This is a genomic window from Achromobacter sp., assembly GCF_050285585.1.
GTDB lineage: Bacteria > Pseudomonadota > Gammaproteobacteria > Burkholderiales > Burkholderiaceae_B > Achromobacter.
The window spans coordinates 1-14,520 of sequence record NZ_JBLZXF010000041.1; the positions used below are offsets into that span (position 1 = coordinate 1).

13 protein-coding genes and 1 tRNA gene are annotated in these 14,520 nt (G+C 68.3%); 7 read left to right on the top strand and 7 right to left on the bottom strand.

Annotation, left to right across the window (positions count from 1 at the left end):
- Positions 1-84 precede the first annotated feature (84 nt).
- Positions 85-2,571: a mechanosensitive ion channel family protein gene (locus ACN6PJ_RS27925; protein WP_427998998.1), complete on the bottom strand. Its 2,487-nt coding sequence runs from the start codon at positions 2,569-2,571 to the stop codon at positions 85-87.
- A gap of 196 nt (positions 2,572-2,767) precedes the next feature.
- Positions 2,768-2,843 (bottom strand) — tRNA-Phe (locus ACN6PJ_RS27930).
- Between the two features lie 269 nt (positions 2,844-3,112).
- On the opposite strand from ACN6PJ_RS27930, the gene hemA reads away from it, so the two are divergent.
- From hemA to ACN6PJ_RS27955, 5 genes are all read left to right on the top strand, one after another.
- A complete protein-coding gene (gene hemA / locus ACN6PJ_RS27935; RefSeq protein WP_129530606.1) occupies positions 3,113-4,387 on the top strand; it encodes a glutamyl-tRNA reductase in 1,275 nt (424 codons plus the stop codon).
- Between the two features lie 91 nt (positions 4,388-4,478).
- A complete protein-coding gene (gene prfA / locus ACN6PJ_RS27940; RefSeq protein WP_427998999.1) occupies positions 4,479-5,561 on the top strand; it encodes a peptide chain release factor 1 in 1,083 nt (360 codons plus the stop codon).
- A 13-nt stretch (positions 5,562-5,574) separates the two neighbouring features.
- On the top strand, positions 5,575-6,399 hold the full coding sequence (prmC, locus tag ACN6PJ_RS27945) for a peptide chain release factor N(5)-glutamine methyltransferase (protein WP_427999000.1): 825 nt from the start codon (positions 5,575-5,577) through the stop codon (positions 6,397-6,399).
- Positions 6,400-6,493: 94 nt separating this feature from the next.
- Positions 6,494-6,820, top strand: coding sequence for a Grx4 family monothiol glutaredoxin (gene grxD / locus ACN6PJ_RS27950; RefSeq protein ID WP_043546741.1), 327 nt, complete (start codon positions 6,494-6,496; stop codon positions 6,818-6,820).
- A 7-nt stretch (positions 6,821-6,827) separates the two neighbouring features.
- Entirely contained in the window at positions 6,828-7,391 is a 564-nt protein-coding gene (locus ACN6PJ_RS27955) for a UbiX family flavin prenyltransferase (protein ID WP_427999001.1), read from the top strand.
- A 90-nt stretch (positions 7,392-7,481) separates the two neighbouring features.
- Here ACN6PJ_RS27955 and ACN6PJ_RS27960 read toward each other — a convergent pair whose 3' ends face one another.
- Positions 7,482-8,555, bottom strand: a complete 1,074-nt coding sequence (locus tag ACN6PJ_RS27960) for a DUF6817 domain-containing protein (RefSeq protein ID WP_427999002.1) — start codon at positions 8,553-8,555, stop codon at positions 7,482-7,484.
- 174 nt (positions 8,556-8,729) lie between these two features.
- Here ACN6PJ_RS27960 and ACN6PJ_RS27965 point away from each other — a divergent pair, with 174 nt between their 5' ends.
- Positions 8,730-9,524 (top strand): MetQ/NlpA family ABC transporter substrate-binding protein, encoded by a 795-nt coding sequence (locus ACN6PJ_RS27965; protein ID WP_427999003.1) that lies wholly within the window; start codon positions 8,730-8,732, stop codon positions 9,522-9,524.
- 12 nt (positions 9,525-9,536) lie between these two features.
- On the opposite strand, the gene ACN6PJ_RS27970 is transcribed toward ACN6PJ_RS27965, so the two are convergent.
- From ACN6PJ_RS27970 to ACN6PJ_RS27985, 4 genes are read right to left on the bottom strand one after another with little or no spacing between them, the layout of a single operon-like run.
- A complete protein-coding gene (locus tag ACN6PJ_RS27970; protein WP_427999004.1) occupies positions 9,537-10,346 on the bottom strand; it encodes an SDR family NAD(P)-dependent oxidoreductase in 810 nt (269 codons plus the stop codon).
- Positions 10,343-11,131 carry a citryl-CoA lyase gene (locus ACN6PJ_RS27975; RefSeq protein WP_427999005.1) on the bottom strand — a complete coding sequence of 263 codons (789 nt, stop codon included), beginning with the start codon at positions 11,129-11,131 and terminating at the stop codon, positions 10,343-10,345. The genes ACN6PJ_RS27970 and ACN6PJ_RS27975 overlap by 4 nt, the downstream gene beginning before the upstream one ends.
- Positions 11,128-12,645 (bottom strand): class I adenylate-forming enzyme family protein, encoded by a 1,518-nt coding sequence (locus tag ACN6PJ_RS27980; protein ID WP_427999006.1) that lies wholly within the window; start codon positions 12,643-12,645, stop codon positions 11,128-11,130. The genes ACN6PJ_RS27975 and ACN6PJ_RS27980 overlap by 4 nt, the downstream gene beginning before the upstream one ends.
- Positions 12,646-12,672: 27 nt before the next feature.
- Complete coding sequence (locus ACN6PJ_RS27985) at positions 12,673-13,653, bottom strand: Bug family tripartite tricarboxylate transporter substrate binding protein (protein WP_427999007.1); 981 nt, start codon at positions 13,651-13,653, stop codon at positions 12,673-12,675.
- A 103-nt stretch (positions 13,654-13,756) separates the two neighbouring features.
- Here ACN6PJ_RS27985 and ACN6PJ_RS27990 point away from each other — a divergent pair, with 103 nt between their 5' ends.
- Entirely contained in the window at positions 13,757-14,518 is a 762-nt protein-coding gene (locus ACN6PJ_RS27990; RefSeq protein WP_427999008.1) for an IclR family transcriptional regulator, read from the top strand.
- Positions 14,519-14,520: the final 2 nt, after the last annotated feature.

The window sequence follows — 14,520 nt, forward strand, 5'->3', positions numbered from 1 at the left end:
CACCGACACAAGGATTTTCAATCCTCTGCTCTACCGACTGAGCTACCAGGCCAACGAAGTCCGCAACTATACACAAAATCCGCCTCATGCGGGGGCGGCGGGATCCGGGGGCGCGGCGCGCCGGCGAGCCTGTTCGAGCGCGGCGTTCGCGTCCTCGGAGATGCTGCGCAGGTGCAGGTCCCTTTGCGGGTAGGGAATTTCGATGCCCGCCTGGGTCAGCGCCTGGTACATCCGCGACAGCAGCTCGCTGCGGATGACCATCCAGCGGTCGAAGTCGGGTGTCCAGGCGCGCAGGCTGAAGTCCAGCGTGCTTTGGCCGAAGCCCATGAAGAGCGCCAGCGGCGCGGGCTCCAGGGAGACGCCCGATGTCTTGCGGGCGGCCTCGGTGAGCAGCGCGATGGCGGCTGCCGGGTCCGTGCCGTAGGCCAGCCCGATGTTGATCTCGATGCGGCGGTTACGGTCGAGCATCGTCCAGTTGGTCAGCTTTTCCGACAGCAGGGTGCCGTTGGGCACCACCACGTCGGCGCCCTCGAATGTGCGGATCCGCGTGGCCCGCATGCCGATTTCCCGGACCTGCCCGGACGTGTCGCCGATGTCCACGGCGTCACCGGGCTGGATCGGGCGCTCGAACATCAGGATCAGTCCCGAGACGAAGTTGTTGACGACGTTCTGCAGGCCGAAACCGATGCCCACGCCCAAGGCTCCGAGCACGATGGCCAGCTGGCTGGTCTTGACGCCCGCGGCCGACAGGGCCACCGCCAGGCCCAGCAGCAGCACCGAGTAATAGGTGAGCGAGGCAATGCTGTTGCCGACGCCCCGCGGCAGCGGCATGCGCGCCAGCACTTCGTCGTGCAGCACGAGGCGGATTGCCCGCGCGGCCCAGAATGCGATCAGCACCGAGATGGCGAACACCAGGATGTTGCCCAGGCTGATGGTGATGTCGCCGAGCGCAAGCGTGTACGACAGGACTTTCGTCGTGATGGCGTAGGTGGCGCGCAGGATCCGGAAGCGGTCCATGGCGTAAATCGTCCATCCCACGACCGCGCTGGCCGTTACCAGCCGGATCAGCAGCTGCACCAGGGGCGGGGCATGTTCGCGCGCGAGGCGGAAGCGCGACACGCCCGGCCGGGCGAGCATCAGTTGCAGCAGGGTGACGATGATGGTGACGCCGGCGTAGAGCATCAAGCCGAAGTAGCCGCTGCTGATGACCGCGCTGGTCAGCATTTCGGCCATCGACAGGTTGCCGACCAGGTTGGCGACGCCGGCCAGGGCCAGCAGCGCCACCGCGCCCCAGGCACTGACGCGCAGTACCCGCCGCAGCCGGCCGGGCGCCTGGGCGTCGCCGCGGCGCTTGGCGCGGGCCAGCAGCCAGAGCGCGGTGGCGAGGGCGAGGAGGGTGATGACGAGATTGTGCAGCCGGTACAGTGCTTCGCTGGCGAGGAAGAAGATGCCCAGCCGTTCCGCCAGGTAAAGACCGGTGATCGCGTAGGGCCACAGGTCGAGTGGTTCGCGCGTAGTTGGCGGCAGCAGGCGCAGCACGGGCACGACCGCCAGCAGCAGCGCGATCTGCAGCACGATCAGGGGCGCGTCCGATTCCAGCAACTGCACGCCCATCATGGCCAGCAGCAGCCACGCGGACAGCGGGCGCCCCAGTACCCGCGCGGCCGTCTCGCTCATTTCGCCGGCCCGGATTGCGTGGCGGCTGTGCCAGGCCAGCCAGAGCAGCAGCGGCAGCAGCACGACCTGCAGCGCGTGCAAGGCGCGCTGGTTGCCGGTATCGGCGGCGGCATACTGGCGGGCGAAGCCGAGTTCCATCTCCAGGCTGGCGCGCAGATAGGCCATGGCATCGCCGCGGGCGGTAGGCGCAAAGGTGGCGGCCCAGAGCGGCGGCCCGTCCAGCTCGAGCAGGCGGGAGTCGATGTAGCCGATGGCATCGGCAACCGCCCGGCGCCCGGCCTGGATGCGCTCTTCGACGGCATTGGCGCGCTGGCCGAGGGCGATCTGCCGGCCCAGCGGCACGGACAGGGCTTGTTCGGCGCGGGCCAACTGGGCGATGACGGCGTCCACCCTGCCTGTCAGGGCGGGCGGCAGATCGGCGGCGCCCGGGGCGCTCTTGAGGGCTAGCCATGCGTCGCGGCGGCGCGCCAGTTCGGCGGCATCGCCGGCGTAGGCGGCAGTCGCCTGCCGCATGTCTTCTTGCCAGTTCGCGAAACGGCGCGCGTCGAACGTCCAGTGCCGTTCCAGGCTTTCCAGCCGCATGATGGGCAGGGTGCGCAATTGGGGCGGCTGGAATTGCTGGAGCTTTTCGTCGACGGATCGCGAAATCGCTTCCAGCCGAGGCGCGAGCGCGTCGGCGGGATCCGCTTCGGAGATGCGCTCCATGACGCCGTCGGCGTAGCGGTGGTCGGTATCCGCGCGCAGCGGGATTTCCGCTACCAGGATCGCCTGGGCTTGCGCAATGGGCGAGGCGGAGCCCGCCGGCGCCAGAGCGGCCGTCTGCCCGAACGCGGGGCCCAGCAGGCAGGCCAGCATGGCAATCAGGCCGAAAAGCGCTTTTGCTTGGGCGCGCATGTCGCGGCTCCGGTGGATGGAATGCGGCTGGCAGGCGTTACGGGAACGGCGTCTTACGATATCGCGGAAAGCGAGGGGCGGGAAAGGGGCGCGCGCCGGCTCGCATGCGCGGCATGGAATCCGAGGAGGATAGAAAGTGTGAGACGCGAATGTGAAAAGCCCCAGCGCGCTTGCGAGCGCTGAGGCTTTGTAATGCTGGTGGCCTGGGGCGGAATCGAACCACCGACACAAGGATTTTCAATCCTCTGCTCTACCGACTGAGCTACCAGGCCAATGAAGTCCGCAACTATACACAATTTTCGAGGCTTGCGCCAGCCGGGTGGAAAAACCCGGAGATTCTTCGCGAGCGCCGATCCCAAGTGTTGGCTGGATGGCACGAAAGGGGGCGACCCAGGCCGTGGCCGGGCACCGGGGTGGCCTGGGGATAACCCGGAGGGGTATAATCACTAGCGGTCTGCCGCTACGGGCTATCCTGTGGCGCAGTTGTAGTTGGTGGCAGTTCTTAACGCTTACGCGCGGATGGCCTTGCCGTCCCTTCCCCATGTCGGTAGCTGTCCTTGCCTTCGGTCTGAATCACACGTCCGCGCCGGTTTCGGTCCGCGAGCGCGTGTCCATGCCCGTCGATCTGGTAAAGCCCGCGCTGGAAGGCCTGCGGTCGGCGTTCGGCGGCTCCGTGCGCGAAGCCGCGATCCTGTCCACCTGTAACCGGACCGAAATCTATTGCGCGGCCGACGGCCACGTGGCGGATCAACTGCCCGCCTGGCTGGCTGAGCACAACCGCCTGGACGCCGGCACGCTGCGCCCGCACCTGTACCGCCATCACCAGGACGACGCCGTGCGCCATGCTTTCCGCGTGGCCAGCGGGCTGGATTCCATGGTCCTGGGCGAAACCCAGATCGTGGGCCAGATGAAGGACGCCGTGCGCGCCGCCGGCGAAGCCGGGGCCCTGGGCACCTTGCTGCACCAGATGTTCCAGCGCACTTTCTCGGTGGCCAAGGAAGTGCGTTCGCAGACCGCCATCGGCGCGCAATCGGTATCCATGGCCGCCGCCGCGGTCCGGCTGGCCGAGCGCGTGTTCGGCAACCTGGACCAGGCCCGCACGCTGTTCATCGGCGCGGGCGAAATGATCGAGTTGTGCGCCACGCACTTCGCCGCGCAGCGTCCGCGCAGCATGGTGGTCGCCAACCGCACCGCCGAGCGCGCCGAGATCCTGGCCAACCGTTTTTCGGCCAGCACGATGAAGCTGTCCGACCTGACGGATCGCCTGTCCGAGTTCGACGTCATCGTTTCCTGTACGGCAAGCTCCCTGCCCATCCTCGGGCTGGGGATGGTGGAGCGGGCCACGCGCCTGCGCCGCCACCGCCCGATGGTCATGATCGACCTGGCCGTGCCGCGCGACATCGAACCCGAAGTCGGCCGCCTGGACGACGTCTATCTGTATTCGGTGGATGACCTTGGCCGCCTGGTGCAGACCGGCACCGACGCCCGGCGCGCCGCCGTGGTGCAGGCCGAGGCCATCATCGAAACCCGCGTCCAGGGCTTCATGCACTGGATGCAGTCCCGCGAAGTGGTTCCCGTCATCCGCGACCTGCACCAGGCCGCCGAAGACGTCCGCAGCGCCGAGCTGGAGCGCGCCCGCAAGCTGCTGGCGCGGGGCGAATCGCCCGAAGCCGTGCTCGAGCAGCTGGCCCATGGCCTGACGCAGAAATACCTGCACGGCCCGCTGGCGGCCCTGAACCGTAGCGAAGGCGACGACCGCAAGCAGCTGCTTGCCTGGATGCCGCGCCTGTTCCCCGGCCGCGACTCCCGCCGTTAGCGACGCTGCCCCACGTCCCGCCCTCTGTGGCGGGCGTTCGTTTTTTGGGCGCCCGCTATCCGCTTTTCCGCTTTCTTTTTGGTCATTCCCCATGAAATCTTCCATGCGCAGCCGGTTGGAGCACCTGTGCCACCGCCTCATCGAGGTTGACGCCATGCTCGCCGAACCGGAGACCGCGTCCGATATGGAGCGTTTCCGCAAGCTTTCGCGCGAACGCGCCGAGCTGGAGCCCGTGGTCGAGGCGTTCACCGCCTTCGCCCGCACCGAAGAGGATCTGGCGGCCGCCCAGGAGATGCTGTCGGATCCCGACCTGAAATCCATGGCCGAGGACGAGATCAAGACCGGGCGCGCCAGGCTGGAAGAGCTGGAAGCCGCGTTGCAGGTGCTGCTGCTGCCGCGCGACCCCAACGACGGACGCAGCGTGTTCTTGGAAATCCGCGCGGGCACGGGCGGCGACGAAAGCGCGCTGTTCTCCGGCGACCTGTTGCGCATGTACTCGCGGTACGCGGAGCAGCGCGGCTGGCGCGTGGAACTGATGTCGGAAAGCCCGTCTGAGCTGGGCGGCTACAAGGAAGTGATCGCGCGCATCGACGGCGATGGCGCCTACGGGCGCCTGAAGTTCGAGTCGGGCGCGCACCGCGTGCAGCGCGTTCCGGCCACCGAGGCGCAGGGCCGCATCCATACCTCGGCCTGCACCGTGGCCATCATGGCGGAAGCGGACGAGATGTCGGACATCGTCATCAATCCGAACGACCTGCGCATCGATACATTCCGCGCCAGCGGCGCGGGCGGCCAGCACATCAACAAGACCGACTCGGCGGTGCGCATTACTCACCTGCCGACCGGACTGGTGGTGGAGTGCCAGGACGACCGTTCCCAGCACCGCAACAAGGACAAGGCGATGCAGGTCCTGGCCGCCCGTCTGAAGGACAAGGAGCTGCGCGAGCGGCAGAGCAAGGAGGCCGCGGAGCGCAAGAGCCTGATCGGCTCGGGCGACCGTTCCGAACGCATCCGCACCTACAACTTCCCCCAGGGCCGCGTGACCGACCACCGCATCAACCTGACGCTGTACAAGCTGCAGCAGATCATGGAAGGCGACCTGGAGGAACTGACCGGCGCGCTCATCGCCGAGCACCAGGCCGAGCAGTTGGCCGCGCTGGGCGACGACGTCTGACCGGGTTTTCGCCATGACGCCGCCCCAGCTCAAGACCCTGCTGCTCGATGCGCGCCTGCCCCGGCTGGAGGTGCGCATGCTGCTCGAGCACGTGCTGGGAAAGCCGCGCGCCTGGCTGCTGGCGCACGACACCGACCCGCTGCAGGCCGAGGTGGCCGCGGCATACGAGTCCCTGGCGCAGCGGCGCCTGTCGGGCGAACCCATGGCCTACCTGCTGGGCCACCGCGAGTTCATGGGCCACCGTTTCCGCGTCACCCCCGATGTGCTGATCCCGCGCCCGGACACCGAGGTGCTGGTCGAGACCGCGCTGGAATGCCTGGCGGGCTTGGCCGCGCCCGCCGTGCTGGACCTGGGCACGGGCAGCGGGGCGATCGCGATTTCGATCGCCCTGGCGCGCCGCGATGCGCGCGTGATGGCGTCGGACGTGAGCGCGGCCGCGCTGGCCGTCGCCGCCGCCAACGCCTGGGACCTGGCGGCCTCCGTCCGGCTGGTCGAGGGCAGTTGGTACGAGGCCGTGCCGCCGGGCGAGGGTTTCGACCTGATCGTGTCCAACCCGCCCTACGTGGCTAGCGACGATCCGCACCTGGATCAGGGCGACGTGCGCTTCGAGCCGCGCGGCGCGTTGACCGACGGCGCGGGCGGCCTGGAAGACCTGGCCCGCATCGCGCGGGGGGCCGGCCGCCACCTGAGGCGCGGCGGGGCCTTGTGGATGGAACACGGCTGGGACCAGGCGCAGGCCGTCCGAGAACTGCTGGCGGCGGCGGGCTTCGAAGCGGTGCATAGCCGGCGGGACCTGGCCGGCATCGAGCGGATTTCGGGCGGCCGGCTTCCTGGCTGACGGGATTCCCGGGGCCGCGCCCGGGGTATCCGAACGCTTTTCTCCGCTGTACCTATAATTGGCGTATTCCCCTACGCCTGTCCGAGAGACCACCATGAGCGACGTTCAAGAATTCATCCGCGAAACCGTGACCCAGCACCCCGTCGTGCTGTTCATGAAGGGCACCGCCCAATTCCCGCAATGCGGCTTTTCCGGCAAGGCCATCCAGATCCTGAAGGGCTGTGGCGTGAAGAAGCTGGTCACCGTCAACGTGCTCGAGGACGACGAAGTCCGCCAGGGCATCAAGGAATTCTCCAACTGGCCCACCATCCCCCAGCTGTACGTGGCCGGCGAGTTCGTCGGCGGTTCGGACATCATGAACGAGATGAATGAGTCCGGCGAACTGAAGACCCTGCTGGAGCAATCCGGCGCCATGGCCTAAGCCGTCCATGCGGCGACTGGTCATCGGCATCACGGGCGCCACCGGCGCGCTCTACGCGGTGCGCATGCTGCAGGCATTGCGCGGCGTGGACGATGTGGAAACGCATCTCGTGGTGTCGGCGTCCGGCGTGCTGAACATCAAGCATGAGCTGGACGTCAGCCGCCATGACGTCTATGCGCTGGCGGACCGCGTGCACAGCGTGCGCGACGTGGGGGCCACCCTGGCCAGCGGCGCGTTCCAGACCGCGGGCATGGTGATCGTGCCTTGCTCCATGCGCACGCTGGCGGCCGTGGCCCACGGCCTTTCGGACAACCTGATCACGCGTGCCGCCGACGTGACGCTCAAGGAACGCCGGCGCCTGGTGATGATGGTGCGCGAGACGCCCTTCAATCTGGCGCACCTGCGCAACATGACGGCCGTGACCGAGATGGGCGGCATCGTGTTCCCGCCGCTGCCCGCGTTCTACCACCGCCCGGCCTCCATCGAAGAGATGGTGGACCACACCGTGGCGCGCGTGCTGGAGCTCTTCGACATCGAGGTGCCCGGCCCGCACTGGGAAGGCATGAAATAGCGCCCCTCCGGGCAGCAAGCAGGCGCGGCCTGCGCGGCGTGGGGGCATTTTGCCGCCGGGCCGCCCCAAGGCAAAAAGCCCCCTTTCCCTCTACTGGACCAACCCCAAGCCGTTAAGCGCGGCCAGGTTTTCCGGCCATTGCCGGGCCCGGGCGTTCTGCAGTTCGATGCGCGCCCAGGCCATCCATCCCGCCCATTCGATGCGCTTGTCCCACGCGGTGCCCCACGCTTGCAGCGCCGCGAGTCCGGCTGCGGCGTGCGCCTGGGCGGTGTCGAAATCGCCGGCGGTCAGGGCCAACTGGGCCAGTAGCAGGCGCGGTTCGCCCACCCAGGGGTTGTGCGCCACCGCGGCTTCCAGCAGGTGGCGCGCGCTGTCCATTTCGGTCATCGGATGCATGCGGGTGACGACCTGCCAGTAGAGGGCGCTGGCGGCGGCCTCGTCGCCCGGGCTGAGCGTGGCGCGGCAGCCGTCGAACGCGGGCGGGACGGGAATGCCGGTGCCCTCCGGCATGCGGGACAGCGGCGCCAGCAGGTGCGACAGCATGGACAGGATGTTCGACGGCGGCTTCAGCGGGCCGGGCCACAGCGATGCAGCCCAGTTCGCTTTGAGGTCGCGGCGCTGCTGCTGCGGGTAGCCCGCGAAGATCTCGTCTTGCCAGCTGTGCCATTGTTCTCCGATGTCGGCGGCCGATACGACGATGAAGGCGGCGACCTGGCGTGGGGTAAGCGCATAGACCTGGCCATCCGCGCCTTCCAGCTTCAGGCCGTCCGGGCCCGCGCCCTGGCCTTGCAGAATGGCCTGGACGAATTTCGTGCGAGGCATGGCGCAGAACAGGCTCACCCATTCTTCGGCTTCGGCGCCCAGCGCCTCGCGCAGCGTGTTGCGCTCGCGTTCGCGGTCGAACAGGGTGAGATCCACATATTCGTTGCCATAGACGCTATGGAACAGCCCCAGCAGGCGGACTTCGCGCGGCTGGTTCCAGAGCGCCAGAGTGCGGTAGACGCCCAGCAGATGATGCTTGAAGGTGCCGGCCTTGTGCCAGTCTTCGCCGGCGCTGCGGGCGAACAGCAGGTCCAGCAGGGCGGGCAGGTCGGCGTCCACTGCTGCGTAGTGGTCGGCGAGCAGGGCGCGTGCGTGCGGATGGAGTTCTGTGGTGGCGGACATAACGGGATGGCGATCGATAACGGCAAGCCCGTATTGTGTCCGTATGCCGCGGGCTTGTCATGGCGCGCCTCCTTATATGGAAATAAGCATATCAATATGAATATTCATCGCTTCCGGTTTTGAAGCGCCCTTACTAGAATTCGTGGTCTTTCTTACCGACTTTGCGAGACTCGTATGCGCTTACGCCATTTCCTGGCCGTTTTCACCGCCCTGGCGGGCTTTGCCGGCACCCAGGCCATGGCGCAGGACGCCGAACTGAAGGTCGGCGTTACCGTCGGCCCGCACGCGCAGATCGGCGAAGTGGTGCAGCGGGTGGCGGCCAAGGACGGGTTGAAGGTGAAGCTGGTGGAGTTCAGCGACTTCATCCAGCCGAACGCGGCGCTGGACGCCAAGGAACTGGACCTCAACATCTATCAGCACAAGCCTTTCCTGGAATCGCAGAACAAGGCGCGCGGCTACAAGCTGGTGCCGGTGGCGACCGCCGTGGTGCAGCAGATGGGTATCTACTCCAGGCGCTTGAAGTCGCTGGACGAGCTGCCGCAGGGCGGCAAGGTGGCCATTCCGAACGACCCGACCAACGGCGCGCGCGCGCTGCTCGTGCTGCAGGCGGCCAAGCTGATTACGCTGAAGGACGGCGTGACCGTGACGGCATCGCTGTTCGACGTGGCGCAGAACCCGAAGAACCTGAAGTTCATCGAGATCGAGGCCGCCCAGCTGCCGCACTCGCTGTCGGACGTGGACGCCGCCGCCGTGAACTCGGCCTACGCGATTCCGGCCGGCCTGTCGCCCGCCAAGGACGCGCTGGCCCTGGAAAGCAAGGATGCCCCGTTCGCCGCGGTGGTGATCGCCGCGCGCGAGGACAACAAGAACGATCCGCGCATCGCGCGCTTCATCAAGGCCTACCAATCCGACGAGGTGAAGGCTTTCGTCGCCCAGCAATTCCCGGGCGCCTATTCGACGTCCTGGTAGGCCTGCCGCGCGTTATGCGTACTTGCCGGTAAGGCCGCCGTCCACGACCAGTTCCGTGCCGGTAATGTAGGACGCCTCGTCCGAGGCCAGGAACGCCACGGCGTTCGCCACTTCCCATGGCGTGCCCATGCGGCCCATCGGCACCTGCCTGTCGCGCGCCGCGCTGGCGGCGCGGGCGTCGGCATCGAACATGCGCGCGACGTTCTGCGCCACGCGCGGGGTATCGATCAGGCCCGGGATCACCGTGTTCACGCGGATGCGGTCGGCGGCGTATTGCTGCGCGGCCATGCGGGCGAAATGGATCACGGCCGCCTTGCTCACGCTGTACGCCAGGTGCGGATACCCGGTGTAGCGGATGCCCGCCACCGACGATACGGTGACGATGGCCCCGCCGCCCTGTCCGCGCATGAGCGGCGCCAGCAGCCGCGTGGCGATGAGCAGGCTGGTCACGTTCACCTGCTGGATGCGGTCCCAGTCTTCCAGCGCGATGTCTTCCGGCCCGCCCACCTTGCCGATGCCGGCATTGGCCTGCAGGACGTCGATGCGCCCGTAGCGGCGCATGGCGGCATCCACCGCGGCCCGCATGGCCTCGGGATCGGCGACGTCCGCCTGCACCGGCAGGGCGCTGCCGCCCGCCTGTTCGACTTCGTGGGCGGCGTCCTCGGCGGCTTCCAGGCTGGCGTCCAGCGCCACGATCGCGGCGCCCTGGCGCGCCATCGTCACGCAGCTGGCCTTGCCGATGCTCCAGCCGGCCGCCGAGGAGCCGGCCCCGGCCACCAGCACGATCTTGCCGGCCAGCCGGGAATCGGTGGCGGCCGTCATGGCTGGCCTTCGCCCTGCTGGTGCGTCTTGCCCGCGCCGACATAGGGAATGGCGTGGTCTATGGTTTCCCAGATGTAGCGGCCCGAGGGGCTTTGCTGTTCTTCCGCCACGTGCGACACCAGTCCGGCCGCGCGCGAGATGACGGCGAAGCCGCGCATCAGGTCGGTGGGCACGCCGATCTCGCTCAGCAGCGCGGCCACCGCGCCGGTGGCGTTGATGGTGATGTGCTTGCCGTAGGTCGCGTCGATCGCGGACGCCAGCAGCCGCAGCGCCTTGAGCGAATCTCCCGGCAGGTCCGGCTCGGCCTCGGCCAGCGCCAGCAGCTTGATCGAGCGCGGGTCGTCCGGCTTGTGCAGATGGTGGCCGAAACCGGGCAGGGCCTGGCGCGACTCGCGGAATTCGCGGGCGATCGCCAAGGCCTCGGCCTCGCCGTCGGCCGCCTGGCGGATACGGTCCAGCAGGCGCGAGCAGTTCTCCATGGTGCCGACGAAGCGGCTGCCCACCGCCATCAGGCCGGAGGCGACCGCGCCCTGCAGGTTTTCGGGCGCGCTCATGTAGATCAGGCGCGTGGCGATGGCGCTGGGCGTCATGCCATGCTCCATCAGCGTGACCAGCACCGCGTCCACGATGCGCAGATCGACAGGACGCGCTTCACGGCCCAGGATCTGCATGATCATGACTTCGGTGAAGGTCTTCTTGCCGATCAGGTCCTCGACCAGGTCGACGTCGCGGTAGGACATGCCGGTGAGGTGGTGGGCGCAGAGGCGGGTTTCGGGCGTTTTCATGTCGTCTCCTTCAGGGCCGCGTCGCGCACGGCGTTCTTCAACACCTTGCCCACGCTGGAGCGGGGCAGACTGTCGTGGATATGGAATTGCTTGGGCGTGGCCACGGGGCCGAGCAGCGCGCGCACGTGAGCCCTGAGCTCGTCCTCGCTGGCCTGCGCGCCGGGATGGAACTGCACGGCCGCGTGGACGGCTTCGCCCCATTTCTCGTCGGGCAGCCCGAAGACCGAGCATTCATATATGGCGGGATGCGCGGACAGGGCATTCTCCACGTCCACGGGGTAGATATTGAAGCCGCCAGTGATGATGACATCGCGCAGGCGGTCTTTCAGGAACAGGTAGCCGCGGGCGTCGATCAGGCCCGTGTCGCCGGTATGCAGCCAGCCATCGACCACCGTTTCGGCGGTCTTGTCGGGCAGGCGCCAGTAGCCCGACATCACCAGGTCGCCCTGCACGACCACCTCGCCGATTTCGCCGCGCGGCAGCAGGGCGCCGTCCGGCCCCATGATGGCGGCGTCCGACAGCCAGGTGACGCGCCCGACCGAGGCGCGGTTTTCCGGCGCCTCGAGGTCGGCGGGCCGCAGTACGGTGACGATCTGCGGCGCTTCGGTCTGGCCATACGTGGTGCCCAGGACCGGGCCGAAGAAGGCGCGCGCCTTGTCTATTTTCTCCACGGGCATGGGCGCGCCGCCGTAGATCAGGTTGCGCAGGCGCGGGAAGTCGGCGCGCGAGACGCCGGGCTGCGCCATGATCATGTAGATCAGCGTGGGCGGCATGAAGCTCAGGGTGCCGCCGCGCTCGCGGAAGGCGGCCGTGATGCTGGCCGGATTGACGGTGTCCAGCAGCAGGTGGGCGCCGCCCCGGGCCAGGACGGGCAGCAGGTAGGTGCCCGTGCCGTGGGTGATGGGCGCCGCCACGACATACCGGTCTTCGTGCGTGAGCTCCCAACTGGCGATCTGGTTGATGATGCCGGCGTTCCAGGCATGGTACGGCTGCATTACGCCCTTGGGCAGGCCGGTGGTGCCGCCGGTGAACTTGATGGCCTGGGTGGCGTCGCGCGGCAGCGCGTGGCGTCGAGGCGCGCGCCCGGCGTGGCTGGCGAGCAGGGCGTCCAGCGCCAGCGGCGCCGACGCGTCTTCCAGGTGCACGTGCCGGCGGCCCGCCGGCGCCCGGGCCGCCGGCGCCAGCGGCGCGCCCACGCCGTCGGCGATCACGATGGAGGGTTCCGTGGCGTCCAGGATGCGCCCGATCTCGCGCTCGGTGCTGCGGTAGTTCAGGGGCACCCAGACCTTGCCGCTGGCCAGCACGGCCAGCAGCGCCAGGATGTGGCGCGCGGAGTTGCCGGCGCAGATCGCGACGCGCGTCTGCGGCTCCGGGTCCAGGTCCTGCAGCGCGGCCGCCAGCGCGCGGACCTCGGCGGCCAGCCGCGCGTACGTGACCTGCCCCTCGGGGCCGTCCAGCGCGACGTGGTCCGGATGCTGCTCTGCGGCGCGGAAGAAGAAATCTATCGGGTACACCTGTGCTCCTTTGGGCGTGGACGGGGCTTAATTGGCTTTGAGATTGGCGTTCTTGACCACGGCGCCCCATTTGTCGATCTCGCTGGCGATCTTCTTGCCGAACGATTCGGGCGAATTCGGCGGTTGCGGGGCGTAGAAGCCGGATTGCTTGTACGAGGCCTGCAGCGCCGGGCTGGCCAGCGCCTTGTTCAGAGCCTGGTTGAGGCGGTCGATGACCGGTTTGGGGGTGCCGGCGGGCGCCACCAGGCCGAACCAGGATTCCACGTCGAAGCCGGGCAGGCCGGACTCCGCCAGCGTGGGCGTATCGGGGACGGCATCCAGGCGCTGGGGCGAGGTCACGCCGATGGCGCGCAGCTTGCCGGCCTGCACGTGGGGCAGGGACGAGGGCAGGTTGTCGAACATCGAGTCCACCTGGCCGCCCAGCAGGTCCGCCACGGCGGGGCCGCTGCCACGGTAGGGCACGTGCAGGATGTCGGTGCCGGTCTGCATCTTGAACAGCTCGCACGACAGGTGGATGGAAGAGCCGCTGCCGGACGAGGCGCAGGTCAGCTTGCCCGGATGCGCTTTCGCGTAGGCGACGTATTCCTGCACCGTCTTGACGGGCAGCTTCGGGTTGACCACCAGGATGTTCGGAATCGTCGCCAGCAGGCCTACGGGCTCGAATCCCTTCACGAAGTCGTAGTTCAACTGGCTGTAGAGCGTGCGGTTGATGGTGTTGGCGATGGAGCCCACGTACAGCGTGTAGCCGTCCGGCGCCGCGCGCGAGACGATTTCCGCGCCGATATTGCTATTGGCCCCCGTCTTGTTCTCGACGACGAAGGTCTGGCCCAGTTCTTCCGAGAGCGACTTCGCCACCAGGCGGGCGACGATGTCGGTGGCGCCGCCCGCGGCATAGCCCACGACCAACGTCACGGGGCGATCGGGATAGGGCCGGGCCGCCAGGGCAGGGGCCGCGAGGAATGTGGCCAGGGCCGCCGCGGCGGCCCAGCGCTTGCTGAGAGTCTTCATTGTTGTCTCCGTCCTGTTTTGTCTAATATTTGGACAGATCTTCGTCTGCCCCGCTTCATATTGGGCTTTGATAGACCCTCCATCAACGCAACGTGTCCAGAAATTGAACAAGCCAGAATCGGAAGCGGCGGGGCCGCGCGTACTGCGCCGGGGGCTGCGCGTGCTTGGGGTGCTGCGCGAGGCCGGCGCGGCCGGCATGCACGTCGTGGACATCGCGCGGGCGGCGGGCATGCAGCGGTCCACCGTCTATCGCTATCTCGACGTGCTGGTGCAGGAGGGCTATGCGCTGCGCGAGTCGGAAGCGCCGCGCTGGCGCGTGGCCGAGCTGGGCGTAATGATGGCCGGCGATCCGCACGCTCAGGCGGTGCGCGGCCTGCGGCCCGTGCTGCGCCAGATCAGCGACGTGAGCGGCGATTCCGCCTTCCTCATCTGCCGGGCGGGGAACGATTCGCTATGCCTGCACCGGGAGGTGGGCAACTATCCGGTGCAGGTGCTGGCCGTGACGGTGGGGCACCGCCAGCCGCTGGGGGTGGGCGCCGCTGGGCTGGCCCTGCTGGCGGCGCTGCCGCCGGACGAGGCCGAGGAAGTCATGGCGCAGAACGAGCAGGCGTTGCGCGCCTATGGAGGCATGACGGTGGCGCAGATGCGCCGGCTGGTGGAGAACACGCGCGGGCGCGGCTGGTCCGTGGTGGGCAATGCCGCGGTGCCCGGCGTGCTGGGGGTGGGAGTGGCGCTATGCGACGCCAGCGGCTATCCGCGTTTGGCCGTCAGCGTTTCCAGCCTGATCGGCCGCATGCAGGCGCCGCGCCAGCGCAGCATCGCGGACCTGATCCGCGCGCAGCTGGCGCCCGTCCACACGTTCTAGGG

Bases quoted from the DNA above. Each gene is read 5' to 3' on its own strand.
- ACN6PJ_RS27925 (WP_427998998.1), bottom strand. From the start codon at position 2,571: ATGCGCGCCCAAGCAAAAGCGCTTTTCGGCCTGATTGCCATGCTGGCC.
- hemA (WP_129530606.1), top strand. From the start codon at position 3,113: ATGTCGGTAGCTGTCCTTGCCTTCGGTCTGAATCACACGTCCGCGCCG.
- prfA (WP_427998999.1), top strand. From the start codon at position 4,479: ATGAAATCTTCCATGCGCAGCCGGTTGGAGCACCTGTGCCACCGCCTC.
- prmC (WP_427999000.1), top strand. From the start codon at position 5,575: ATGACGCCGCCCCAGCTCAAGACCCTGCTGCTCGATGCGCGCCTGCCC.
- grxD (WP_043546741.1), top strand. From the start codon at position 6,494: ATGAGCGACGTTCAAGAATTCATCCGCGAAACCGTGACCCAGCACCCC.
- ACN6PJ_RS27955 (WP_427999001.1), top strand. From the start codon at position 6,828: ATGCGGCGACTGGTCATCGGCATCACGGGCGCCACCGGCGCGCTCTAC.
- ACN6PJ_RS27960 (WP_427999002.1), bottom strand. From the start codon at position 8,555: ATGTCCGCCACCACAGAACTCCATCCGCACGCACGCGCCCTGCTCGCC.
- ACN6PJ_RS27965 (WP_427999003.1), top strand. From the start codon at position 8,730: ATGCGCTTACGCCATTTCCTGGCCGTTTTCACCGCCCTGGCGGGCTTT.
- ACN6PJ_RS27970 (WP_427999004.1), bottom strand. From the start codon at position 10,346: ATGACGGCCGCCACCGATTCCCGGCTGGCCGGCAAGATCGTGCTGGTG.
- ACN6PJ_RS27975 (WP_427999005.1), bottom strand. From the start codon at position 11,131: ATGAAAACGCCCGAAACCCGCCTCTGCGCCCACCACCTCACCGGCATG.
- ACN6PJ_RS27985 (WP_427999007.1), bottom strand. From the start codon at position 13,653: ATGAAGACTCTCAGCAAGCGCTGGGCCGCCGCGGCGGCCCTGGCCACA.